At 71.2% G+C, this 24,437-nt stretch carries 18 protein-coding genes; 14 read left to right on the top strand and 4 right to left on the bottom strand.

All coding sequences use genetic code 11. The annotated features are described in order from the left end of the window. Positions 1-78: 78 nt before the first annotated feature. Positions 79-1,626 (bottom strand): MFS transporter, encoded by a 1,548-nt coding sequence (locus ACWC5O_RS15880; RefSeq protein WP_450586931.1) that lies wholly within the window; start codon positions 1,624-1,626, stop codon positions 79-81. 185 nt (positions 1,627-1,811) lie between these two features. Between ACWC5O_RS15880 and ACWC5O_RS15875 the strand changes: the two genes are divergently transcribed. From ACWC5O_RS15875 to ACWC5O_RS15865, 3 genes are all read left to right on the top strand, one after another. Then, the gene (locus tag ACWC5O_RS15875; protein WP_450586933.1) at positions 1,812-2,435 is read left to right on the top strand and encodes a TetR/AcrR family transcriptional regulator; all 624 of its coding nucleotides are present in this window, start codon (positions 1,812-1,814) and stop codon (positions 2,433-2,435) included. An 82-nt stretch (positions 2,436-2,517) separates the two neighbouring features. Beyond that, positions 2,518-3,219, top strand: a complete 702-nt coding sequence (locus ACWC5O_RS15870) for a ribonuclease HII (protein WP_450586935.1) — start codon at positions 2,518-2,520, stop codon at positions 3,217-3,219. A gap of 68 nt (positions 3,220-3,287) precedes the next feature. Beyond that, positions 3,288-3,920, top strand: a complete 633-nt coding sequence (locus tag ACWC5O_RS15865; RefSeq protein ID WP_450586937.1) for a hypothetical protein — start codon at positions 3,288-3,290, stop codon at positions 3,918-3,920. Between the two features lie 262 nt (positions 3,921-4,182). Here the strand turns inward: ACWC5O_RS15865 and ACWC5O_RS15860 are convergent, their stop codons facing one another. Both ACWC5O_RS15860 and ACWC5O_RS15855 read right to left on the bottom strand, forming a co-directional pair. Then, positions 4,183-4,803, bottom strand: coding sequence for a hypothetical protein (locus tag ACWC5O_RS15860; protein WP_450586939.1), 621 nt, complete (start codon positions 4,801-4,803; stop codon positions 4,183-4,185). A 280-nt stretch (positions 4,804-5,083) separates the two neighbouring features. Continuing rightward, the gene (locus ACWC5O_RS15855; protein ID WP_450586941.1) at positions 5,084-7,249 is read right to left on the bottom strand and encodes a RecQ family ATP-dependent DNA helicase; all 2,166 of its coding nucleotides are present in this window, start codon (positions 7,247-7,249) and stop codon (positions 5,084-5,086) included. A 176-nt stretch (positions 7,250-7,425) separates the two neighbouring features. Here ACWC5O_RS15855 and ACWC5O_RS15850 point away from each other — a divergent pair, with 176 nt between their 5' ends. The 7 genes from ACWC5O_RS15850 to ACWC5O_RS15820 all read left to right on the top strand — a co-directional run bounded on the left by ACWC5O_RS15850 (position 7,426) and on the right by ACWC5O_RS15820 (position 18,869). Next, entirely contained in the window at positions 7,426-8,982 is a 1,557-nt protein-coding gene (locus ACWC5O_RS15850) for a DUF4192 family protein (RefSeq protein ID WP_450586943.1), read from the top strand. Between the two features lie 248 nt (positions 8,983-9,230). Beyond that, the gene (locus ACWC5O_RS15845) at positions 9,231-11,450 is read left to right on the top strand and encodes a glycogen debranching N-terminal domain-containing protein (protein ID WP_450586944.1); all 2,220 of its coding nucleotides are present in this window, start codon (positions 9,231-9,233) and stop codon (positions 11,448-11,450) included. 129 nt (positions 11,451-11,579) lie between these two features. After that, entirely contained in the window at positions 11,580-12,338 is a 759-nt protein-coding gene (locus tag ACWC5O_RS15840; RefSeq protein ID WP_450586946.1) for an NUDIX hydrolase, read from the top strand. 102 nt (positions 12,339-12,440) lie between these two features. Further along, entirely contained in the window at positions 12,441-14,855 is a 2,415-nt protein-coding gene (locus tag ACWC5O_RS15835; protein WP_450586948.1) for an ATP-binding cassette domain-containing protein, read from the top strand. 162 nt (positions 14,856-15,017) lie between these two features. Further along, positions 15,018-15,905 (top strand): FadR/GntR family transcriptional regulator, encoded by an 888-nt coding sequence (locus ACWC5O_RS15830; protein ID WP_450586950.1) that lies wholly within the window; start codon positions 15,018-15,020, stop codon positions 15,903-15,905. A 435-nt stretch (positions 15,906-16,340) separates the two neighbouring features. After that, positions 16,341-17,885 carry an RNA polymerase sigma factor gene (locus ACWC5O_RS15825; protein WP_450586952.1) on the top strand — a complete coding sequence of 515 codons (1,545 nt, stop codon included), beginning with the start codon at positions 16,341-16,343 and terminating at the stop codon, positions 17,883-17,885. A 123-nt stretch (positions 17,886-18,008) separates the two neighbouring features. Next, positions 18,009-18,869: a serine protease gene (locus ACWC5O_RS15820; RefSeq protein ID WP_450586954.1), complete on the top strand. Its 861-nt coding sequence runs from the start codon at positions 18,009-18,011 to the stop codon at positions 18,867-18,869. A gap of 103 nt (positions 18,870-18,972) precedes the next feature. Here the strand turns inward: ACWC5O_RS15820 and ACWC5O_RS15815 are convergent, their stop codons facing one another. Then, positions 18,973-19,203: a DUF7455 domain-containing protein gene (locus tag ACWC5O_RS15815; RefSeq protein WP_067133002.1), complete on the bottom strand. Its 231-nt coding sequence runs from the start codon at positions 19,201-19,203 to the stop codon at positions 18,973-18,975. Positions 19,204-19,643: 440 nt separating this feature from the next. Here ACWC5O_RS15815 and ACWC5O_RS15810 point away from each other — a divergent pair, with 440 nt between their 5' ends. The 4 genes from ACWC5O_RS15810 to ACWC5O_RS15795 all read left to right on the top strand — a co-directional run bounded on the left by ACWC5O_RS15810 (position 19,644) and on the right by ACWC5O_RS15795 (position 24,421). Next, positions 19,644-21,767, top strand: coding sequence for a DNA gyrase/topoisomerase IV subunit B (locus ACWC5O_RS15810; RefSeq protein ID WP_450586956.1), 2,124 nt, complete (start codon positions 19,644-19,646; stop codon positions 21,765-21,767). Between the two features lie 286 nt (positions 21,768-22,053). Continuing rightward, positions 22,054-22,575, top strand: coding sequence for a DUF1453 domain-containing protein (locus ACWC5O_RS15805; protein ID WP_450586958.1), 522 nt, complete (start codon positions 22,054-22,056; stop codon positions 22,573-22,575). Next, positions 22,572-23,723: a sensor histidine kinase gene (locus ACWC5O_RS15800; protein WP_450586960.1), complete on the top strand. Its 1,152-nt coding sequence runs from the start codon at positions 22,572-22,574 to the stop codon at positions 23,721-23,723. The genes ACWC5O_RS15805 and ACWC5O_RS15800 overlap by 4 nt, the downstream gene beginning before the upstream one ends. Further along, positions 23,720-24,421: a response regulator transcription factor gene (locus ACWC5O_RS15795; protein ID WP_450586962.1), complete on the top strand. Its 702-nt coding sequence runs from the start codon at positions 23,720-23,722 to the stop codon at positions 24,419-24,421. The genes ACWC5O_RS15800 and ACWC5O_RS15795 overlap by 4 nt, the downstream gene beginning before the upstream one ends. The last annotated feature ends 16 nt before the right edge of the window (positions 24,422-24,437 follow it).

Here is a 24,437-nt window from a genome sequence, read left to right as displayed (position 1 = left end):
GAGCCGAACGAGGGCTCGGCTCGGGCAGGTGGCAGACCGGAGTCAGGGGGGTGGGCAGTGCCGGTCGTCGTGCTGAGGTCAGCCGATGCCCGGGCCCGCCGTCCCGGCGAGGGCTTCGAGGTCGCTCTTGCGGACCTTGATCACCATCCAGGCGGTGAGGAACGCGAGTCCGGCCATCGCCACGGCCGGGATGAAGGCGATCGAGATGCCGTGGGCGAGCACCTCGCTCCCCCAGGGCGCGGGCAGCTGGTGCGTCTTGGCGAACTGCGCCTTCTGCTCCGGCGTGCCCTGTGCGAGGAACTTCGGCAGCTGCTTCTTGGCCTCGTCCGTGCTCGCCGAGCCGAAGACGGTCGTCAGGATGGACAGGCCCAGCGAGCCGCCGACCTGCTGCGTGGCGTTGAGCAGCCCGGAGGCCGCCCCCGCCTCGTGCTGGGCGACACCGGAGACCGCCGTGACGGTGACCGTCACGAAGTTCAGGCCCATGCCGAAGCCGAACACCAGCATCGGGCCCAGCACCCCGCCGAGGTAGGAGCTGTCAGGGGTGATGAAGGTCTGCCAGAACAGCCCGATCGCCACGAGCGCCGAGCCGGTCATCATGAACGGCTTGGGGCCGAGGGTGGGCAGGAGTCGCTGCGACAGACCCGCGCCGATCGCGATGGCGACCGTCACGGGAAGGAAGGCCAGGCCGGCCTTGATCGGGCTGTAGCCGAGCACGTTCTGGACGAACAGCACGATGTAGAAGAACATGCCGAACATCGCCGCTGCCAGGCTCAGCATGACCACGTAGGTGCCCGAGCGGTTGCGGTCGCGGAACATCTTGAGCGGGGTGATCGGTTCCTTCGCCCGCAGCTCGGTGAAGACGAAGGCCAGCAGGAGCACCACCGCCGCGGCGAACGAGCCGACGGTGAGCCCGTCCCGCCAGCCGTCCTCCGAGGCGCGGATGAACCCGTACACCAGCGATGCCATGCCCGCCGTCGACGTCAGCGCACCCGCGATGTCGAACCGCCCCGGGTGCCGCTGGGACTCGCTGATGTACAGCGGCGCGAGTGTGGCGATCAGCACGCCGATGGGCACGTTGACGAAGAGCACCCACCGCCAGTCGAGCCAGTCGGTCAGCATGCCGCCCGCGAGCAGACCGATGGCACCGCCGCCCGCCGACACGGCGGCGAACACACCGAACGCCCGGTTGCGCTCGGGGCCTTCGGGGAAGGTGGTGGTGATCAACGCGAGCGACGTGGGCGATGCGATCGCGCCTCCCACACCCTGCAGGGCGCGTGCGGCCAGCAGCTGCCAGGGTTCCTGGGCCAGGCCGCCCAGCAGCGAGGCGAAGGTGAACAGCAGGATGCCGGTCATGAACACCCGGCGTCGGCCGAGGATGTCACCGGCCCGCGCGCCGAGGAGCAGCAGACCGCCGAAGGTGAGTGTGTAGGCGCTGACCACCCAAGTGAGGTCCGTCGTGCTGAACTTGAGTGCGTCTTGAATGTGCGGGAGCGCGATGTTCACAATCGTCGCGTCGAGCACCACCATGAGTTGGCAGGCCGCGATGACGGTGAGCGCTATGCCGGGATGCCCCTCCCGGCGGGCCGCTCCTGGTTTCTGTTCCTGGATGAGCTGAGAGGTCGTCACTATGGGTCCCCCACAAAGGTGTTAGTGAACGCTCGCGTTCACTGTCGCGTCAACGGTAGTGAGTCCCCGACAGTGAACGCAAGCGTTCACTTAATCCTGTGTCGCGTATTGCGTCCCCCTTGCTGCGGCGCGACACGGTCCCGCCCCGGAACCCCCGCTTCCCCTTGCATGCTGGAGAAACTCAGATGGTTACCTCGCGCTGGACGGCCGCTCCTGCTCAGACGGCTTCCCCTCGTCGGCGCGGTGCGGTGCTCGAGCGTGCGATCCTGGACGCCGCCCTGGAGCAGCTCAGCACGGTCGGTTGGAACGGCCTGACGATGGAGGGTGTCGCGGCCGGCGCCCAGACCGGCAAGGCCGCGGTCTACCGTCGCTGGCCCTCCAAGGAGGACCTGGTCGCCGATGCGCTCGAGGCCGGACTGCCGCGCTTCGAGGAGGTGCCCGACCTCGGCAGTGTGCGTGAGGACCTACTGGCCTTGTGTCGGCGAGCGCGGGACGCCATGTTCTCGCGCCCCGGTTTCGCATTGCGCGCAGTGATTCACGAATGCGATCCGGCGCAGGTCGAGCGCTTCCACGGTGTGATCTACGAAGGGGTGGTCGAGCCGACCATCAAGCTGCTGCGCGAAGTTGTCGCCCGTGGAATAGGGCGGGGAGAGGTGCGGTCCGACGCGGCCAACGGTTACGTCTTCGACGCCATCCCGGCGATGATGATGTACCGCTCGAAGATGTGCGGCAGCGAATGGAGCGATCAGGATCTCGAAGAGTTGATCGACCAGTTGATGCTTCCGCTGCTGCGGCCGCACGGCGCCTGATCCCGGCCGCCGGTGACCTCGGCGCCGACCGGGGGGCCTGGGGTGTCGCGCGAGGATCCGGGCGGCGTACGCTAAGGGCGCCATGCCGTACGAACCGCCCACTCATACCGTCGAGCGCTCCCTGCGCGCCACGACCGGAGCGAAGGTCATTGCAGGTGTCGACGAGGTGGGGCGGGGCGCTTGGGCAGGGCCCGTCACCGTCTGCGCGGCGATCACCGGACTCCGTCGGCCGCCCGAGGGCCTGACCGACTCCAAGCTGCTGACCGTCAAGCGACGCACGGAACTGGCCGAGATACTCCAGTCGTGGGTGACGGCCTATGCCCTGGGGCATGCTTCCCCCGAGGAGATCGACGACCTGGGCATGACCGCCGCACTGCGGCTCGCCGCCGTCCGCGCCCTGGACACCTTGCCGGTCCGCCCCGACGCCTTGATCCTCGACGGAAAGCACGACTACCTCGGTGCCCCGTGGAAGGTGCGCACGGTGATCAAGGGCGACCGGTCGTGCGTGGCCGTTGCGGCGGCGTCGGTGATCGCCAAGGTTCAGCGCGACAAAATGATGGCCGAACTGGGTATCGACCATGCAGACTTCGGATTTGCGGACAACGCCGGGTATCCGTCGCCCGTGCACAAGGCCGCACTGGAGGTACGGGGACCCACCCCGTACCACCGCTTGTCGTGGGCGTATCTTGATGCGCTGCCCCAGTGGCGGCATCTCAAGAAGATCCGCAGCTGGGCGGACGGAGGCGCTCCGGAAATCGAGGGTCAGCTCGGCTTCGACTTCTGACGGTTCCGCTCGCACTGATGTGCCACCCGGTCGCCCGCGCCGCACCAATGTTTGATAAATATCAGCTCATGCCTCTCATTCCCGAGGAGCCTCAGATTCACGAGAGTGCCCAGGGTCCCCGCGCCACGCCCGTTAGCGGCCGTACCGCGCCGACCCCCCGCCCCGTACCCGGCCCCCGCCCCGCGGCTCCGTCGCGCCCCGGTCGTCCCGGCCCTCTGCGGCCCACGCCGCCGGTGCAGCGGACGCAGCGTGACGTGGTTCCGGCCAAGCCAGGCCCGTCGGGCCCGGCCGCTCCCGCCGCCCCGGCGGCGACCCCGCAGATCCAGCTGATCCCGGCCTCGGCCGAGGGTGCGCTCGACGCAGCCGACGAGGCGGTGGACCGGCTTCTGGACTCGGGCCGTGCCCCCGGAGACGTGCTGGTGATCACCACCGGTGCCCAGCACCCGTGGGCCGAGCACGAGCTGTCCTTCGGTGAAGCCTCCTACTGGGCGCAGCACGCGGCCGGTGACGACGTCTTCTACGCGGACGCCGCCGTCGCCTCCCGTGCCGCGTCCCGCCCCGTGGTCGTCGTGGCCGTCAACGGCGGTTCCGCCGCCGCTGCCGCCACCGCCCTCCCGCTGGCCCACTCCCGGGCCGGTGCGCTGCTGATCGTCTGCGGCGACCCGCAGCAGATCAACTCGGGGCTGGGCGCGGGCGTCTGAGTCCCGTCCGGCACCCTGGGGTGTCGAGGCGACGAAGGCAGTTCGGAGGGCATCCGCACGGCGCGGCCCTCGGCATGGCCGGATGACTGGCGGTGGCCGTCCCTGCACGGGGGACGGCCGCCTGTCGGACCATCTGGGCGGCCGTGTGAAGGGTGTGCGTCCGGGTGTCGCTGGATCGTGCGGGTGCCGTGCGGATCGTGCCGCACCGCGTACGAGCCACGGTGTCGCGTGACTCGTAGCGGCCGAACCCGGAGCCGGGCCTTCAGCGAGCAGCCGCGCGGCGCAGCACCTCGGAGACCGGGCCGCCGGTGCGAGGTGCCAGGGGTGGGACTTCCGTCATGGCGAAGGGCTCCGGCTGCGAGTGGGTGTTGGGCCGGCGTCCGCCGCGCCCCTCACCGAGCACCTGCCAGCCGTCACCGGTCAGCGTGATGTACGCCCCGCAGCGCAGCCCGTGCAGGGTGCAGGCGTCGCGCAGCCCCCACATCCAGGCGCCGTCCTCCTCGGTCCAACGTGCGTCGCCCTCGCGGCAGTAGAGCAGCACGGCGGTGCGCACCGGGGTGCGGCGGCGCAGGTCGTGCGGAATGACCCGGCGGAGCTGGGCGAGCAGCGCGTTGCGGAACATCCAGCCGTCGGCCGACGCCGGCCGACGCAGGAACGAGGCGCTGGCGCACAGCCGTTCGTCGGGATCCAGCACGGCCACGATCGCCATGGACGGCTTGGGGCGATGACGGGCGTGCAGTCCGCTGACGACCTCACGAGGGTTGCGCAGCAGGGGGATTCCGGCGGCTGCCCACTCCGCGGGCTCGAGCAGGCGACTGGCGGAAGCGGCGGACGCGGACGTCGACAACGAGGCCGCCGAGGACGAGGCGAATCCGAAGGTCACGTTCCTCCCTTCGGCTACGCGCCCACACTGCGGGCGAGGTCGGATTCGGGGGACCGCGCACCGCAGCAAAGCCCAGCCGGATCACGGACCGAGCCGTGCGGGGAGCGGACTTCAATTCTTCCTGTCGAACTTGGATGCGGCAACGAGCAATTGGGGCCACCGACTGTTATCTGGTGGTGCGTGGCTTATATCCCTACCCACAAGTACCCCTGATGACCCCTGTGGCGTTCGACCGCGGCACGTGCGTGCGTCGGCCCGGGCGCCGGCGCACCACGGCTGGTCAGCCCTGGACGGCCAGCACCAGGGGCAACACATCGCCGGCGCCGGCCCTTCTGAGCAGCCGTGCCCCGACCGCGAGGGTCCAGCCGGTCTCCGTGAAGTCGTCCACCAGCAGGACCGGACCACGGGCCTCGGCGAGCGCCGAGGCGAGGTCGGGCGGCACCGTCAGCGAGCCGTCGAGAGCCTTCAGACGCTGGGCACTGTTGCTGCGTGACACCCGTGACGCGTCGCCGGCGTACTCCACGGAGCCGAGCAGCGGCAGCCGGCCGATCTCGGCGATGCGGGCGCCGAGGGAGTGGATCAGCGTCGGCCGGGATTGCGAGGCGACGGTGACCACACCCACGGGCCGGGGCTGCGCGTCGGCCGCACCGGAGGCCCAACCGCCGGGGCCCTTCGCCCAGTCCGCCAGCACCTCCACCACGGCTCGCGCCACGTCGTCCGGCACCGGTGCGTCCGGGGCCTGGGGTGCCAGCAGGGGCCGCAGCCGATTGCCCCAGCCGATGTCCGACAACCGACCCAGAGCCCGCCCGGGCGAGGCCTGTTCACCGACCGGAATACGCCCCTTGAGGTCGATGCCGATCGCCGGGAGACCGGTCGGCCACATGCGGCGGGGCTCCACTTCCACCCCGGCCCGGCGCAGGTCCACACGTGCGGCGTCCAGGGCCGCCGTGGACGCGTCGGCGGTGAAGCGCGGTCCCGCGCAGTTGTCGCACCGGCCGCAGGGCTTGGCGCCCTCGTCGTCGAGCTGGCGCTGGAGGAACTCCATCCGGCAGTCCGTGGTGGACGCGTACTCGCGCATCGCCTGCTGCTCTGCCTTGCGCTGCCGTGCCACCCAGTCGTAGCGCTCGACGTCGTACGACCACGGCTGCCCGGTCGCGGTCCAGCCGCCCTTGACGCGGTTCACCGCTCCGTCCACGTCGAGGACCTTCAGCATCGTCTCCAGTCGGGAACGACGCAGTTCCACCAGGGGTTCGAGCGCCGGCAGCGACATGGCCCCGCCCGCCCGGCCGAGGACGTCCAGAGTGCGGCGCACCAGATCCTCGGAGGGGAAGGCGAGCGACGCGAAGTACTCCCAGATCGCCTCGTCCTCCCTGCCCGGCAGCAGCAGCACCTCGGCGTGCTCGACGCCACGGCCCGCGCGGCCGACCTGCTGGTAATAGGCGATGGGGGAGGACGGTGAGCCCAGGTGCACGACGAATCCGAGGTCCGGCTTGTCGAAGCCCATGCCGAGCGCGGAGGTGGCGACCAGCGCCTTGACCCGGTTGGCGAGCAGATCGTCCTCGGCCTGCTGCCGGTCGGCGTTCTCCGTCCGGCCCGTGTACGAGGCGACGGCGTGCCCGCGCTGCCGCAGGAAAGCGGTGACCTCCTCCGCGGCGGCCACGGTGAGGGTGTAGATGATGCCGGAGCCCGGCAGGTCGTCGAGGTGGTCGGCGAGCCAGGCCATCCGGTGTGCGGCGTCGGGCAGCCGCAGCACGCCGAGGCTCAGGCTCTCGCGGTCCAGCGGCCCGCGCAGCACCAGGGCGTCCGAGGAGCCGCCGGTGCCGAGCTGCTCGGCGACGTCGGCGGTCACGCGCGCGTTGGCCGTGGCGGTGGTGGCCAGCACCGGGACACCCGGCGGAAGGTCACTGAGCATGGTGCGCAGCCGGCGGTAGTCCGGGCGGAAGTCGTGGCCCCAGTCTGAGATGCAGTGGGCTTCGTCCACCACGAGCAGTCCGGTCGCCGCGGAGAGCTTGGGCAGGACCTGGTCGCGGAAGTCGGGGTTGTTCAGCCGCTCCGGGCTGACGAGCAGCACGTCGACCTCGCCGGTCTCGATCTCGGTGTGCACGGCCTCCCACTCCTCGGTGTTGGAGGAGTTGATGGTCCGGGCGTGGATACCGGCGCGGGCCGCGGCCTCAACCTGGTTGCGCATGAGCGCGAGCAGCGGCGAGACGATCACCGTGGGTCCGCCGCCTCTGGCCCGCAGCAGTGAGGTCGCCACGAAGTACACCGCGGACTTGCCCCACCCCGTGCGCTGCACGACCAGGGCCCGGCGCCGGTCGGCGACCAGCGCCTCGATCGCCCGCCACTGATCCTCGCGCAGCCGGGCCGTGCCCGTGGTGTCCCCGACGAGCCGGGCGAGGACGGCGTCGGCCTGTGCCCGGAGGTCCGCGTTGCTCGTGTGCTCCATACGTCCCATACAACAGGACGCGACTGATAATCGGGCGGGCGCCGGTCGCGAGCGGACGACCGCGAGGGTCCAGCTGTGGACGGAGCGCCGACGGCCGGGGCCGGCCTTGTCGTGTCCCTGATTCGAGTTATCCACAGGCTCAACCGGAATCTCGTGATCCGCGAGATCGTCTGCGCATGACGAATCACAGCGAAACGGCCGGATCCTTCGAAAACGGCGACATCGCGGGACGAGAGCCGCTGAACGAGCAGTCCGCGCACGACACCCAGGTCACTCTGCGCACCCCGGCCGAGCTGGCCGACGCCCTGCCCTACCTGCTCGGCTACCGACCCGAGGACAGCATCGTGCTGGTCGCCCTGCACGACCGGGAAGGCCGCGGCAGGTTCGGCGGCCGGGCCCGGCTGGGCATCCCCGCAGGTGCGGAGGACTGGGAGGAGGCCGTACAGCAGCTGGTCCGGGGGTTGGTGACCAGCAGTGAGCGACGCGGGAGGCGGCCCGAGCAGATGGTCGCCTACGTCTGCCAGGAACCGGGACAGGGCGAGACGGGCCGGGACGTGATGCTCCGGCTCGAGCCACTGATCGCCCAGCTGCGCACCGAGTGCGGCGACCTCGACGCACCCGTGGTCGAGGCCCTGTGCATCTCGGACGGCCGTTTCTGGTCCTACAGCTGCGCGGTAGAAGGATGCTGTCCCGACGACGGAACGCCGATGGGCCTGCCCGGCACCTCGGTGCTGGCCGCCGCGGCCACCTACGCGGGGATCCAGGTGCGCGGCACGCTCCGTGAGCTGCGGGCCAGGCTGCTGCCCTGGGAGACCAGCGCCGCACTGGAGCAGGAGGTCGCCCTGGACGCGGCCGGCATGTCCCTGGTGCCCCGCATCCTGGACGACGCGGCCCGGCAGAGTGTGGCGGAGGAAACCCTCGATCTGGCCGAGCTGATCATTCACAGGTTCGCCGCGGCAGCGCCGGTGTCCGGCACGCACCCGGCCGACCTCCGCGACGACGAACTGCTCACCCACGACGAGGCGGCGACGCTGATCCTCGGGCTCCAGGACCGCACGACCCGCGACCGGGCGGCCGCCTGGATGGAGGGCGACGAGGCCGGTCCGGCTCTGCGGCTCTGGCGCGCACTGGCCCGCCGCTGCGTCGGGCCGTACGGCGAGCACGCCGCCGCCCCGCTCACCCTGGCGGGCTGGGTCGCCTGGTCCACCGGCGACGAGCTGGAAGCCCGGGAGGCCTTCGCGATGGCACTGGGCGCGGACCCCGACTATCTCTTCGCCCGCCTCCTCCACCAGGCCTGCAACGAAGGACTCGACCCCGAGTCGGTCCGCCGCTGCCTGCGTGCGGAACGCGCGGGGCATGCCCGGACGGACAGCGCGGAGCAGTCGGATTCGGCAGCGGAAGCGAACCCGGGCACACCTTCGGACGCGGTCGTCGCAGGCCCTGGAGCAGTCGCCCGGACGGAAGGTCGCCATGGTGAGCGCGCCTCGCGGACCGGTGGCCCTCGGCGCCGTCGCCGAACGCGGGCCGCGGAGGGCGGCGACCGCAGTCCTCGTCCGCCGCGAGGGGAGGACGCTCGGCGGCGGTCCACCGGCTCCCATCCCGAATCGGCGGCCGGCGGACCTTCGCGGCCCGGCAGCACGAAGTCGGGCGGGAGGCGCTCGCGTTCCGGTGAGGGGCCGAGCCGCGACACCGCGGCGGCACGCGGTCAGCGGGAGACCGAGGGGGACGGATGAGCGCCGGGACGCAGCGGCGGGGGATGAGCCCCTTCTTCCGCACAGGTCCCTTGCCGGGCTCCCGCCCGCCACGCCGCCATTCGGTCGGCTTGCCCGATGCGAGGCGTGACCAGGAGAAGCCCCTCCCCGTTCACCTGAGTGGCGGAACGCCTGAACGGGCCGCGCCGCCGTACGACCCTTGTCCCTCCGGGCGCTCCACTGCGCGCGCAGCACGTCCGAGGCGCACCGAGTGCAGAAGAAGCCACCGCATGCATCAGCAGCCGACTCGGCCCTCCGCCGCCGAGAACCACCCGCCCGAGGTCGGGCACATGCCCTTCCGACAGCCCGGTGCCGGGACCATCGCACCGGACGTCATCGGCGTTGCCAAGCCGCCGTCACCCCCGGGGCCATCTCCGATCCCTCCAGTCGTCGACGGCCCTCTCCAAGGCTCAGCCCACCCCACGAACCGGTCACGACGCCCCACCACCGCACCGGCTCCCGGCGCTTCCCCGCGCACGCCGTACCCGACGCCCCGGCCGGCTCCCGACCTGCCGCCCACGCACACCGCCCTGATCTGCGTCGCCCTGCCGGGCCTCGCCATCTCCGGCGAACAGGGACAACTGGCCGGCCGGGGACTGGAGGGGTTCTACCGCGGCGGCCGACGCCTGCTCTCGCGGTGCCAGGTCCGCATCGCCGGGCGCGAACCGCTCGCGGTGCAGGCCAGGATGACCGGGGCCGACCGGGCTCGCTTCGTCGGGACACTCCGTGTCTCCCCCGGAGTGGGACCCGATCCCGACGTCGTCGTCGAGCGAACCCGCAACGCCGACGGAACCGAGCGCGTGACACTCCACAACGCCACCCCACGCCCTCTCCGCCTCCCGTTCGAGGTCGCCCTCGGCACGGACCTGGCGGACCTCGGTGCCATCGCCTCCGGCAGGACGGGCCCCGAACTCCCGGCCGGCGTCCATGACTCGGGCCTGCGCTGGTCCTCGGCCGGTGGCGGCGCCTGTGTCACCGCGTACCCCCCGCCCGCCGACGCACTGGCCTCCGCCGGGCTGCTGCGCTGGGAGCTGGAACTGCCTCCGGACGGAACGGCGAGCGTGGAACTACGAGTACGCCCGGACGGGGCTGGACCGCTGCGCGCCATGGGCCAGGCTGCGACGAGCCCCTTCGCGGCCGCCCGGGCGGCAGGCGACGACCCGCGGGTGGCCGCCCTGCTCCGGGCCGCTGTCGACGACCTCCAGGCCCTGCTGCTGCGCGACCCCGCGCATCCCGCCGACACCTGTCTCGCGGCGGGCGCGCCCTGGCGCTGCGGCATGGCCCCGGCCGAGGCGCTCGCCGCGGCCCGGATGGCGCTGCCTCTCGGCACCCGGCTTGCCGCGGGCACGCTGCGCACCCTCGCCCGCGTCCAGCTTCCGGGCCCGGGCCCACAGGCCGGCCTGATCCCCGGTCCGCGGCGCGACGCCGGGGCCCTCCTCCCGCCGGCCTGCACTGGCACGGAGGCGACGCTTCTCTTCCCCGTCCTGCTCGCCGAGGCCCGCCGTTGGGGACTCCCCGGGCAGGAGACACAGGAACTGCTGCCCGCCGCCGAGCGCTGCCTGACCTGGCTGCGGACCACTGTCGGTGACGGCACCTACCTCCCTGACCCGCAGCCGGGAGGTCCGGTCCGCTGCGAGACGCAGGCCCACGCCCACCGCGCCGCTGTCCTCGGCGCCGATCTCCTCGACGCGTACGGCAGGCCAGGGGGCTCGGAGTTAAGACAGTGGGCCCAGGCGGTGCGGAACGCGTTCCGAACGGACTTCTGGGTCGAGGACCGCGGCGGTGGACGCCCGGCTGTGGCCCTGGCGCCGGACGGCCGGCCCGTTGCGCACCTGGGTTCCGCCGCCGTGCACCTGCTCGACACCGGTCTGCTCGGCGCCGGCCGGCTCGCTCCCGGCCTGCTCGACAAGGCGCGGACCGAACAGCTCGCCCGGCTGCTCGGCGGTCCGGCGATGGACGCGGGCTGGGGGCTGCGCGGTCTCGGGACCAAGGAGGCCGGACACAATCCGTTCGGCCACCGGACCGGAGCCGTGCGGGTCCACGAGACCGCGCTCGCCGTCGCCGGACTGGCCGCCGCCGGTTACGAGAAGGAGGCGAGCGGCCTGCTCAGGGGGCTGCTGGAGGCAGCGGAGCACTTCGGTCACCGGCTGCCGGAGATGTTCGCGGGGGAGCAGCGCTCTGCCGGGAGCGCTCCTCTCCCGCACCCGGCGGCCTGCCGTCCGGCGGCCACCGCCGCTGCCTCCGCGGTCCTGGTCCTCGCCACGCTCGCGGGTATCCGGCCCGACGCCCCCGCCCGCACCGTCACCCTGCGCCCGGTGCAGAGCGCTCCCCTCGGCGAGATCTGTCTGACGGGGCTGCGCGTCGCGGGCGCTCCCTTCGCCGTGCGGGTCAGCCGACTGGGACTCGCCATGGTCGAGGAGGCGGCGGACGGTCTGCAATTGGGAGTGTGACCTCGCACGACGCGACTGCCACGACGGACGGGAGCCCGCTCTGGCCCCATACCGGAACGAAGCGGATCCGCCGCCTGCGCGGTCGACGAAGGGAGTGTTTATCGTCAGGCAGACGACTATGATCGCCGCATGCCCTACGACCCGTCAGCCTTTCCACCCTTCGCCGTCACCGTGGACCTGGTCGTGCTGACCGTGCGCCGCCATGCCCTGTGCGCGTTGGCGGTACGCAGGGGCGAGCCGCCGTTCCAGGGGCGCTGGGCGCTGCCCGGCGGCTTCGTGCGGGCCGACGAGGACCTGTCCCAGGCGGCAGCGCGTGAGCTGGCCGAGGAGACCGGGCTGCGCGCCCACGATCCCTCGGTTCCGGCCCAGGACAACGGCGCCCACCTGGAACAGCTCGCCACCTACGGCGACCCGAAGCGGGACCCCCGGATGCGGGTCGTCAGCGTCGCGCACCTCGCCCTCGCTCCGGACCTGCCCGCACCCCGGGCCGGCGGGGATGCGAGCAACGCGCGCTGGGCACCGGTCGAGGAACTGCTCCAGCAGGGCGGATACGGCCGCGACGGCGAACCCGTGGCACCGCTCGCCTTCGACCACGCCCAGATCCTCGCCGACGGGGTCGAGCGGGCGCGCTCCAAGATCGAGTACTCGTCGCTGGCCACCGCGTTCTGCCCGCCAGAGTTCACGGTCGGCGAGCTGCGCCGGGTCTACGAGGCGGTGTGGGGCGTGGTCCTCGACCCGCGCAACTTCCACCGCAAGGTCACCGGAACGCCCGGATTCCTGGTTCCGACCGGCGGTACGACCACCCGCCAGGGCGGGCGGCCGGCCCAGCTCTTCCGAGCCGGCGGCGCCACCCTGCTCAACCCTCCGATGCTCCGTCCCGAGGTCTGATCCATCGAACGGCGGACAAAAGTCCCCTTCGACTTGCGCGCCACCGAAGAACAGATCAGGCGATACCCGAAAAACCAGACATCCCGCGCTATCTTGCTGCAGGTGATCCAGGCTCTCGGACTGACCAGCAACCCCCGCAAGGGTCACCCGCCTGCCGTCGACGACGTCTCCTTCGAGGCGCCCGCCGGCCGTGTCACCGTGCTCCTCGGGGTGGAGGGCGCGGGCAAGACGACCGCGCTCAGACTGATGCTCGAACTCCAACAGGGCCGCGGCATCACCTACTTCAGGGATCGGCCCCTGCATCAGATCGCCCACCCGTCTCGGGAAGTCGGCGTGCTCCTCGGTGACGTACCCGGTCATCCGGCCCGATCGGTCCGCGGGCATCTGCGCATGCTGTGCGCGGCGGCAGGAGTTCCCGCCCGGCGCGCCGACGAGGTCCTCGAGGTCGTGGGCCTCGTCAGCCTCCGCGAGGAACGCCTCGGCACCCTGTCCCGCGGTATGGACCGCAGACTCGGGCTGGCCTGCGCCCTCCTGCCCGACCCGCACACGCTCGTGCTGGACGATCCGGCCGACGGGCTCTCCGCCCGCGAGGCGCGCTGGCTGCACGGCATGCTGCGCGCACACGCGACACAGGGCGGCACGGTGCTGTTCACGACCGCCGACTCCAAGGAGGCCGCGCGCGAGGCCGACCGGGTCGTCACCCTCGACGGCGGCAGGATCGTCGCCGACCAGGAGGCCAAGGAGTTCGCCCGCACCCGACTGCGTCCGCGCGTGGCCGTCCGCAGCCCCCACGCAGCTCGCCTCGCGGCCCTGCTCGCCAAGGAGGCACGAACCGACCAGCGGTCCGTCGAGGTCGTACGGGAGGGCGGCAACCGTCTCTCCGTGTACGGCAGTACGACCGCCGATGTCGGCGAGACCGCCTTCCGGCACGGCATTCTCGTCCACCAGCTCGCCGACGAGGTCGGGGACATGGGGCCGAGCGCGGAAGCAGGAGCCGGGGGCGAGGCGGGAGCGGCCGATGAGGAAGTGGCGGCCGGGCCGGAACAGGTCGTGGCGGACTGCTCGCCGGAGGGGCCGGCGCAAGCCGCGTCCGGCTCATCGGCGGAGGACTGGGCCGCTCCACCTGCGCGAGCGGTGTCCGGTCTCGCGTCCGGGGACCAGGAGCGCGTGGTGTCCAGCGTCTCGACGCCGGAGCGGGAGCGGCAGCCGGAGCCGGAGCGGGGTGTCGGCGAGGAGTGGCCGCCGCTCGGGAGCGTTCCTGGCCGCAGCTCCGTGCCGGGTCGCATGAGGCTCGCCGAAGGCACCCCGGTGGAGGGGCCGTCGCAGGCCGACACCGTCTCCGGAACCGGCCGTACGCCGCTCGGCGCCGTTCCGGGGGCTGACCGTACGTCCCCGGGTGCGGCCTCCGCCGTCGCGGACGGAGCGGGCGGCGATGCCGAGGCGGTTGCTCACGCCGGTGCGCCTGTGATCGCCGCCGACGTCCGCCCCCTCGCAGCCGCACTCGAGGTCGACTCCCCGGAGGCCTCCGCGGACCCGGGAGCGGAAGCCGACACCGCGAACACCACCACGGTCGGCACGCTGGCGGTCGGCACGACCGTCCCCGGCGCTCGGAATCCAGACGCCCGGAGACCGAGCAGCCCTCAACCCCGGGCCGGGCGAGCCGGGCAACCGGCACGCTCGCGCGCCGACGCCGCCCTCGCCCTCGACGCTCTGTCCTCCCTCCCGCCCTCCATCTCCGTCCGCCCCGCCCGCAGCCCCCTGCGCCCCCTGCGCTACGAACTCCGGCGCGCCACCGGAATCGGCACCGGATTCCTCACCTGCGGGGCCGTGCTGGTGGTGTCCGCGCTCACCGCCGTGCTCCTGGCGAGGCTCGGTCACACCCCGCAGGAGCGGCTGTTCGCGGCGTGGCCGCGGGAGCTGCCGCTGCCTCCCACGGCGCTCGCGGCGGGCCTGCTCGGTGCGCTGGCCTTCGGAGACGAGTTCCGCCACCCCGCGCTGGCGGCGGACCGCGGGACCGTGCCCCGTCGGCTGGGGCTGCTCACCGCGAAACTCCTCGTCTCCGGAGCCACCGCCCTGATGCTGGCCTTCCTCACCCTGGGCTGCGATGCCGAAGCGCTCTATCTCGTCTACGGACGGGAGCTGACAAGAGTTCCCTCGGACTGGCTCTCGCTCAGTGCGAGTTGGCTCGGGCTGGTCGTCGGCTGCGCATGGGCCGGTGTCCTGGCGGCTGGCGTCTTCCGGTCCACGACGGCGGGCCTCGCCGCCGTCCTCGCCGTACCCGTCCTCGTCGTGCCTGCCGTGCACCAGGCGCTGCAGGGGCCCACCGCGCGGATGGCGGCCGGCTTCCCGGTGCGGATGCGGGAGGTCTTGCTGTTGCAGTGGCCCTTCGGAGGGGAGCGGTATCTGCTCGCCATGGCCCGGGTCATCGCCCAACCCGTGGGTGGCGCAATGACGTTGTCGCTGGTGGCGCTGCTGTGCGCGTATCTGGTCACGACGCTTCGCGCCAGGGTCCGATGACGATCGTCCGTACGCTTGCGGTCCTGCTGTGCCCACAACTCCCCGGAGAAAGCCCGTTTCTTTCCGATAAGGCGTCAATTGCGACGGGGTGAGCGATCACCCTTTCGTGTGCTTTTCACCAAAGACCTCAAGGGAGTTGGAGGCGGCGCCGACAAAGGATCCGTGAGTACCCTTGCGCACACCATGATGACCGCCGCCCGCTCCGCAGACTCTGGTCTGGCCGGCCCGGGCGATCTCGACCGCTACCCCTACGCCGAGGCCCCGGTGGCCGACCGCGTCGGAGTGCCCGCCTGGGACGGAGTGGACCCCGAGCTGGGCCGCGTGAGCCGGCGCGCCGCGGGCAGCCGCGGACGCGGACTGCACGGTCAACTCGTCCAGCAGCTGGGTCAGATGATCGTCTCCGGCGACCTGGGCGCGGACCGCCCGCTGGTGCCCGAGGAGATCGGCCAGCGCTTCGAGGTCTCCCGCACCGTCGTCCGCGAGTCCCTCCGCGTCCTGGAGGCCAAAGGCCTCGTCAGCGCCCGCCCGAACGTCGGCACGCGCGTGCGTCCCGTCAGCGACTGGAACCTCCTGGACCCGGACATCATCGAATGGCGGGCCTTCGGGCCGCAGCGCGACGACCAGCGCCGTGAGCTGAGCGAGCTGCGCTGGACGATCGAGCCGCTCGCCGCCCGCCTCGCCGCCGGACACGGACGCGAGGAGGTGCAGCAGCGCCTGTCCGACATGGTCGAGATCATGAGCCATGCCATGGCTCAGGGCGACGCGCTGACCTTCTCGCGCGCCGACACGGAGTTCCATGCGCTGCTCATCCAGATCGCGGGCAACCGCATGCTGGAGCACCTCTCCGGGATCGTCTCGGCCGCCCTCCAGGTCTCCGGCGGACCGGTCACGGGCTGTGACCGGCCGAACGAGGCCTCCCTCGCCCTGCACGCGCGGATCGTCGACGCGCTCGGCACCGGCGACGGTACGGCGGCGGAGTCGGCCATGCGTCAACTGCTCACCGTCCACCCCGAGGTGGAGCGCGTGGTTCCAGCCCCGCGCGAGCACTGACCCGTACCGAAGGCGGTGCGGTCGCCAGTGTGCCGCGTTCTCGTGGTTCTCGTGGCGGCGCCGGGCTTGGGAACCGGCCGTCGCCGGACCCCGCCGGATTCTTGGAAATCCGGCGGGGTCCGGCGACGCGGCGGGCCGCCCATGCCAGCGGAGCGGTCCCGGCCGACACAACAGCGATCTCCTCTGTCCATGTCTGACCGTCTTTGACCGCTTACGGGGTGTGACTCGGGCCACGCAGATTGGGCGTAACGCTCGCGGGAGCAGCGCGATGACCTAAGAGGTGACAGCCGCGGAGGGAATACGGACGCCATGACAGGCGCTGTGCATCTTCCCGGCCCCCGCCCGCTCCGTCGGCCCATCCCCAGGCCGGTGGTCGGCTCCTGTCCGCTGTGGACGGGGCCGGAAGCCGTTTTCCAACGTTCCGAGAGGTTGTTCGTGTCGGCCAGCACATCCCGTACGCTCCCGCCGGAGATCGCCGAGTCCGTCTCTGTCATGGCGCTCATTGAGCGGGGAAAGGCTGAGGGGCAGATCGCCGGCGACGATGTGCGTCGGGCCTTCGAAGCTGACCAGATTCCGGCCACTCAGTGGAAGAACGTACTGCGCAGCCTCAACCAGATCCTTGAGGAAGAGGGTGTGACGCTGATGGTCAGTGCAGCAGAGCCCAAGCGCACCCGAAAGAGCGTCGCAGCGAAGAGCCCGGCGAAGCGCACCGCCACCAAGACGGTCGCGGCGAAGACGGTGACCACCAGGAAGGCCACCGCCACCACGGCCGCCCCGGCTGTGCCCGCCGTCCCGGCAGCCGACGACCCCGCCGAGGAAGTCGCACCCGCCAAGAAGGCGGCAGCAGCCAAGAAGACGACCGCCAAGAAGGCGGCCGCGAAGAAGACCGTCGCCAAGAAGACGGCCGCGAAGAAGGCCACGGCCAAGAAGGACGACGTCGAGCTCATCGAGGACGAGGTCCTCGAGGACACCAAGGTCGCCGACGAGCCCGAGGGCGCCGAGAGCGCGGGCTTCGTCCTGTCCGACGAGGACGAGGACGACGCTCCCGCCCAGCAGGTCGCCGCAGCCGGTGCCACCGCCGACCCGGTCAAGGACTACCTCAAGCAGATCGGCAAGGTCCCCCTGCTCAACGCAGAGCAGGAGGTCGAGCTGGCCAAGCGCATCGAGGCGGGTCTGTTCGCCGAGGACAAGCTGGCGAACGCCGACAAGCTCGCCCCGAAGCTGAAGCGCGAGCTGGAGATCATTGCCGAGGACGGCCGCCGCGCCAAGAACCACCTCCTGGAGGCCAACCTCCGTCTGGTGGTCTCCCTGGCCAAGCGGTACACAGGCCGCGGCATGCTCTTCCTGGACCTCATCCAGGAGGGCAACCTCGGTCTGATCCGCGCGGTGGAGAAGTTCGACTACACCAAGGGCTACAAGTTCTCCACGTACGCCACCTGGTGGATCCGTCAGGCGATCACCCGCGCCATGGCCGACCAGGCCCGCACCATTCGTATCCCGGTGCACATGGTCGAGGTCATCAACAAGCTCGCGCGTGTGCAGCGCCAGATGCTCCAGGACCTGGGCCGCGAGCCCACCCCGGAGGAGCTGGCCAAGGAACTCGACATGACCCCGGAGAAGGTCATCGAGGTCCAGAAGTACGGCCGTGAGCCCATCTCGCTCCACACCCCGTTGGGTGAGGACGGCGACAGCGAGTTCGGTGACCTCATCGAGGACTCCGAGGCCGTCGTCCCCGCCGACGCCGTCAGCTTCACGCTTCTGCAGGAGCAGCTGCACTCCGTTCTGGACACCTTGTCCGAGCGCGAGGCCGGCGTCGTCTCCATGCGGTTCGGTCTCACCGACGGGCAGCCGAAGACCCTCGACGAGATCGGCAAGGTCTACGGCGTGACGCGTGAGCGCATCCGTCAGATCGAGTCCAAGACCATGTCGAAGCTGCGCCACCCGTCGCGTTCGCAGGTGCTGCGCGACTACCTCGACTAGGTCCCGGTCGTACTGACGACGAAGGCCCGGCTCCCCTCGCGGGAGCCGGGCCTTCGTGCTGCGCGCAGTCGTACGGTGACTGACTCTGGGTGTCCCAGCACCACCGCAGAGTGAGGAGCACGCATGCGCCGTTCCATTGCCCGGGCCCTGATCCGGCCCCTGGTCCTGGCGGCCACCATGACCGCCATACCCCTGATGGGAGCGGCCCCGGCCGCCTCCGACAGCGTGGTCGTAGGGGGTTTCCCGATAGAGATTTCGCAGGCACCGTGGACCGTGGCGCTCTCCAGCCGTGACCGGTTCGGAGGTACGCGCGCGGGGCAGTTCTGCGGCGGGGTGGCGGTCACCCGGACCACCGTGCTCACCGCGGCCCACTGCGTGGACGAGGAGGTCCTGGGAGCTTCTCCGAACCAGACGCGCGACCTCAAGGTCATCGCGGGCCGTACGGACCTGCTGTCGGGTGGGGGCGAGGAGATCGCCGTACAGGGCACCCGGGTGAATCCGCGCTACGACCCGGTCACCAACTCCGGCGACTTCGCCGTGCTCACGCTCGCCGCACCGCTGCCGCAGAGTGCGGTCGTGGCCATGGCGTCGGCGGGCGACCCGGCGTACAAGGCGGGGACGCAGGCTCTGGTCTCCGGATGGGGTGACACGACCGGCGGCGGCACCTATGCGCATCGGCTCCACGCCGCACGCGTGCGGGTGCTGGCCGATGATCTCTGTGCTCGTGCCTATCCGGGCGGCCTGGACGGCGCCTACCGGGCCGACTCCATGCTCTGCGCCGGAGAGGCCGCGGGCGGTCCGGACGCCTGCCAGGGCGACAGCGGAGGCCCGCTGGTGGCCTCAGGGCGACTGATCGGGCTCGTGTCCTGGGGGAGCGGCTGTGGGCGCCCCGGCAGCCCCGGCGTCTACACGCGTGTGTCCGACGTCCTGCGCACGCTGCAGCCGGCCCTCGCTGGTCCACAGAAGCCCCACGGGGGCACCTGACGGACTGGGTGGGGGCATGAGCACGGGCGGCCGCTCCTGGTGGTGAGGAGCGGCCGCCCGTTCGCTGGCCTGGGCCAGGGCTGGCTCGTCGGGGTGCGAGATGTCAGCGCTCTTCTTCGGAAGCGATGCCAGGAACGGTCGTCAGCCGCTCCGTCTCGTCCTGTATCTCAGCGGCGATCTTCTTGAGTTCCGGCTCGAACTTGCGACCGTGGTGGGCGCAGAAGAGCAGTTCTCCGCCGCTGAGCAGGACCACGCGCAGGTATGCCTGGGCGCCGCAGCGGTCGCAGCGATCGGCGGCCGTCAGCGGGCTCGCGGGGGTCAGAACAGTAGTCACGTCGCCTCTTCTCTAGCTCGACGAGCTGTCGTACCAGGGTCAACATCCAACCAGCCCGAAAACGTTCCCGCTCGTGGCTTTTCCTCGAAAAAATCTTTCCGGGGCTGCTGTCTGCTGCCGGTTGGCGGCGAATGTGCCGTAGTGCGTGTCTTATGTGCTTACGGTTTCGCGCTGTCTTAGGTTCACGTCCTCCCGGCCGGGTTGCCGGTTGTTCATGAGGACGTGCCCGGAGCCTAAATGGTTCATGCCTCCAAGGGAACGTGATATGTACTTCACTCCATCGAGGGATCGAACATGCATGCGAGCCTGGACTAGGCTGACTTCCCGACGAGGGTGGCGTTACAACGGCTCTACCAGGCCTCGGTACCCTCTGAGCGGCGACCGAAGCCGCCCCCTTACCCAAAAGGGGGTCACCAGAAATTCAGCGAGGAGCGAACCGCGTGACCGCCGATACGTCCGTGCCGTCCACAGCGCTGCTGGCAGGAGCAGACCGGGACGGTTCCAACTACACCGCGCGGCACCTGCTCGTCCTCGAGGGCCTCGAGGCCGTGCGCAAGCGCCCGGGCATGTACATCGGCTCGACCGACAGCCGCGGTCTGATGCACTGCCTGTGGGAGATCATCGACAACTCCGTGGACGAGGCCCTCGGCGGCTACTGCGACCACATCGAGGTGATCCTCCACGACGACGGCTCCGTGGAGGTGCGGGACAACGGCCGCGGCATCCCCGTGGACGTGGAGCCCAAGACCGGTCTGTCCGGCGTCGAAGTCGTGATGACCAAGCTCCACGCCGGCGGCAAGTTCGGTGGCGGCTCCTACGCCGCCTCCGGTGGCCTGCACGGCGTCGGCGCCTCCGTGGTCAACGCGCTCTCCGCCCGTCTCGACGTCGAGGTGGACCGCAGCGGCCACACCCACGCCATCAGCTTCCGACGTGGCGTGCCGGGGGGCTTCCGAGGAGACGGCCCGGACGCGAAGTTCGAGGCCAAGAGCGGGCTGGCCAAGGCCAAGAAGATCCCCAGGACCCGTACCGGCACGCGTGTGCGGTACTGGGCCGACCGGCAGATCTTCCTGAAGGACGCCAAGCTCTCCCTGGAGACGCTGCACCAGCGCGCCCGGCAGACGGCCTTCCTGGTGCCCGGCCTCACGATCGTCGTTCGTGACGAGTTCGGCCTCGGAGAGGGCGGCAGCAAGGGCGAGGAGTCCTTCCGCTTCGACGGCGGCATCAGCGAGTTCTGCGAGTACCTGGCCAACGACAAGCCGGTGTGCGACGTCCTCCGCTTCTCGGGGCAGGGCACCTTCAAGGAGACCGTCCCGGTCCTGGACGAGCACGGCCAGATGACCCCCACCGAGGTCACACGTGAGCTGGGCGTGGATGTGGCGCTGCGCTGGGGCACGGGCTACGACACCACCCTGAGGTCCTTCGTCAACATCATCGCCACCCCCAAGGGCGGCACCCACGTGACCGGCTTCGAGCAGGCCATCACCCAGACGCTGAACGACGTGCTGCGCGCCAAGAAGATGCTTCGGGTGGCCGAGGACAACATCGTCAAGGACGACGCCCTGGAGGGCCTCACCGCCGTCGTCACCGTGCGCCTGGCCGAGCCGCAGTTCGAGGGGCAGACCAAGGAGGTCCTCGGCACCTCGGCGGCCCGCCGCATCGTGAACAACGTGGTGACCAAGGAGCTGAAGGCGTTCCTGACCGCCACCAAGCGTGACGCCGCCGCCCAGGCCCGGGTCGTCCTGGAGAAGGCGGTCGCCGCCGCCCGTACGCGCGTCGCGGCCCGCCAGCACAAGGACGCCCAGCGGCGGAAGACCGCTCTGGAGTCCTCGTCCCTGCCGGCCAAGCTCGCCGACTGCCGCAGCGACGACGTCGACCGCAGCGAGCTGTTCATCGTCGAGGGCGACTCCGCGCTCGGCACGGCGAAGCTCGCCCGGAACTCCGAGTTCCAGGCGCTGCTGCCGATCCGCGGCAAGATCCTCAACGTGCAGCGGTCGTCGGTGACGGACATGCTCAAGAACGCCGAGTGCGGCGCGATCATCCAGGTCATAGGAGCCGGGTCGGGCCGTACGTTCGACATCGACGCGGCCCGCTACGGCAAGATCATCATGATGACCGACGCCGACGTGGACGGCTCCCACATCCGGTGCCTGCTGCTGACGCTGTTCCAGCGCTACATGCGGCCGATGGTCGAGGCGGGCCGGGTCTTCGCCGCGGTGCCGCCGCTGCACCGCCTCGAGCTGATCCAGCCGAAGAAGGGCCAGGACAAGTACGTCTACACGTACTCGGACCGTGAGCTGCGCGACAAGCTCATGGAGTTCCAGAGCAAGGGCATCCGGTACAAGGACTCCATCCAGCGCTACAAGGGTCTGGGCGAGATGGACGCCGACCAGCTGGCCGAGACCACGATGGACCCGCGCCACCGCACCCTGCGCCGGATCAACCTCTCCGACCTGGAGGCCGCCGAACAGGTCTTCGACCTGCTCATGGGCAACGACGTGGCACCGCGCAAGGAGTTCATCTCCAGCTCGGCGGCGACACTGGACCGGTCCCGGATCGACGCGTAGCCGCTGCGCCGGGCTTCGGCCGACCGGGCCGCTCACCAGGAGCGGGCCGGTCGGCCGGTGCGCGGGGCCGCTCCGTGCACCGGCACATCGCACTCGGCCGGCCGCCCCGACGTCGCGACCAGCGCCCCACCACTGGTCTCTCCACCCGTAGGTGGAGGTGGGCCGGTCGCCGGATTCCACCCGCGATCCACCCCTGCTCCGATCTCCTGACGTGCGGATTTCCGTAACTTCGAAGGCGTCGGCAGCACTCGCTCCCGACACCACCTTCTCGCTTACGGAGGCTGTGATGTCCGGGCTCGTCAACGTGTTGATGATCGTGGCCGTCGTCGCCGTGGTGCTCGTGCGGCAGTTCCGTGCCCGCGCGATCGACACCGACCGGCGCTGGTGGCTGCTGCCCGTGATCCTCGCGGTCGTGGCGCTGCGCGAGCCCGGCATACTCGACGCCCACCACCGCGCCGAATCCGCGGTGCTGCTCGCCGTGGAGGTGCTCATCGGCCTGGCCACGGGCGCCGGCTGGGCCTGGACCACCCGGATCTGGACGGCGTCGGACGGCGTCGTGTGGAGCAAGAGCACCAAGGCCAGCGTCATGGTGTGGCTCGTCGGCATAGCCCTCCGGGTCGGCGTCTTCGTCCTCGGCAGCGCGTTCGGCGTGCATCAGGACAGCTCGGCGCTGATGCTCGGCCTCGCCGGCACCCTGCTCGTCCGCGCCGGGGTCCTGGCCTGGCGGGCCCAGTCCCTCGGCTCCACGAGCCGCCCGGCCCCGGCGTACGGTGACGAGATGCGGTCGGCGTGGAAGGAGCGGGTGTGAAGGACAGCGCTTGGACGCGCTGGCCGTCGCGAGAGGCGCTCGGCCGGGAGGGGACCAGTCGGCCCCGGCGCATGATCGCCTGGGCCGTCAGGCTGCTCGTGATCGCCCTGCTCCTGTGGAGCGCCTTCAGTCAGAAGCACGTCGGCATCTGGGGAGCGCTCGCGGCCGCGTCGGGAGTCGTACTGGCCGGCTTCGTCTCCTGGGCCTTCTTCCACACCACCTACGAACATCGGTTGGTGCCGTCCCTGGGGCTCATCGGGGTGCTCCTGGGTATTGCGCTCGCGGCCCAGGCCGCCGGGTTCAAGGCACCGGCCCTGGTGATCTGGTGCGGCTGCGGGGTCGCCGCCCTGGAGCGACTGCCTCTCGGGGCCGCCCTGCCGGTGACGTCGGTGGCCCTGGCCTCGTACTCCGCGTCCAACAACGACGTGTGGCTGACCACGGCCGCCACGGTGGCGGGCATGGCCCTCGCCGGATATGTCCTGCGACTGGACGCGGAGGCCCGGGGCAGCGCGCAGCGGCTGCTCGCCCAGGAGCGGGCCGCCAGGGCCGCAGAGGCGGAGTCGGCGGCGCTGGGCGAGCGGGCGAGGATCGCCCGGGAGATCCACGACGTGCTGGCCCACAGCCTCTCGGCACAGCTCGTTCACCTCGAGGCGGCCCGGCTGCTGATCGAGCGCGGCGCCGACCGCGAGCAGATCCTGGAGCGGGTGGTGGCCGCCCGGGGCATGGCCCGCGACGGCCTCGCCGAGACCCGGCAGGCACTGTCCGCGCTGCGTGGCGAACTGACACCGCTGGAGGACTTCCTGACCGAACTCGTCAGCGGGGCCGACGGTGCCGAGGTCACCGTCACGGGTGAGCGCAGACCCCTGCCGGCCGAGGCGTCCCAGGCTGTGCGCCGGGTGGCGCAGGAGGCAGTGACGAACGTCCGTAAGCACGCCCATGGCGCCAAGGTGCACGTGCGGCTCGACTACGGCCCGCACGAAGTGACGCTGGACGTACGGGACTCGGGCGGTCCGCCGGGTGAACTGACCGGGTCCGGCGGCGGGTACGGTCTGCTGGGGATGCGCGAGCGCGCCGAACTGCTGGGCGGCTCGCTCGACGCGGGACCGGACGAGGAGGGGTTCTTGGTGACGTTGAAGGTTCCGGTATGACCGAGACGGAGGGGGAGAGGAAACCGGCGCGGGTGGTCGTCGCCGACGACCAGACCGTGGTCCGGGAAGGCATCGTGATGCTGCTCGGGCTGCTGCCCGGTGTGGAGGTCGTGGGTTCCGCGGGGGACGGCGAGGAGGCCGTGCGGTTGGTTGGGGAACTCGCCCCGGACGTGGTCCTGATGGACCTGCGGATGCCCCGCTGTGACGGCGTGGAGGCCACGCGGCGGATCCGGGCCCAGTACCCGGGGACCCAGGTCGTGGTGCTCACCACGTACGCGGACGACGAGTCACTGTTCCCCGCGCTGCACGCGGGAGCCCGGGGCTATCTCACCAAGGACGCGGGTGGCGACGAGATCGTGCGCGCCGTGGAGAGCGTCCTGTCGGGGGACGCGGGACTGTCGCCGAGTGTCCAGCGCCGGCTGCTGGAAAGGCTGTCGGAGCCCGAGCCCGAGCCCGAGCCCGAGCCCAAGCCGGCGCCGGCCGAGGCGCCCGACGGGCTGACCGCCCGTGAGACCGAGGTCCTGGTGCTGATCGCCGAGGGGCTGAGCAACCAGGAGATCGCCCGCAAGCTGCATGTCTCCACCGCGACCGTGAAGACGCACATCAACAACCTGTTCGCCAAGACGGGCCTCAAGGACCGGGCGCAGGCGGTGCGGTACGCGTACGGGAAGGGGCTGGTGCGGCCCCGCGCGGAGTGAATCACCTGATGGGGTG

This window comes from Streptomyces sp. NPDC001450, from assembly GCF_053597295.1.
This window is presented reverse-complemented; position numbering and strand designations above follow the sequence as displayed.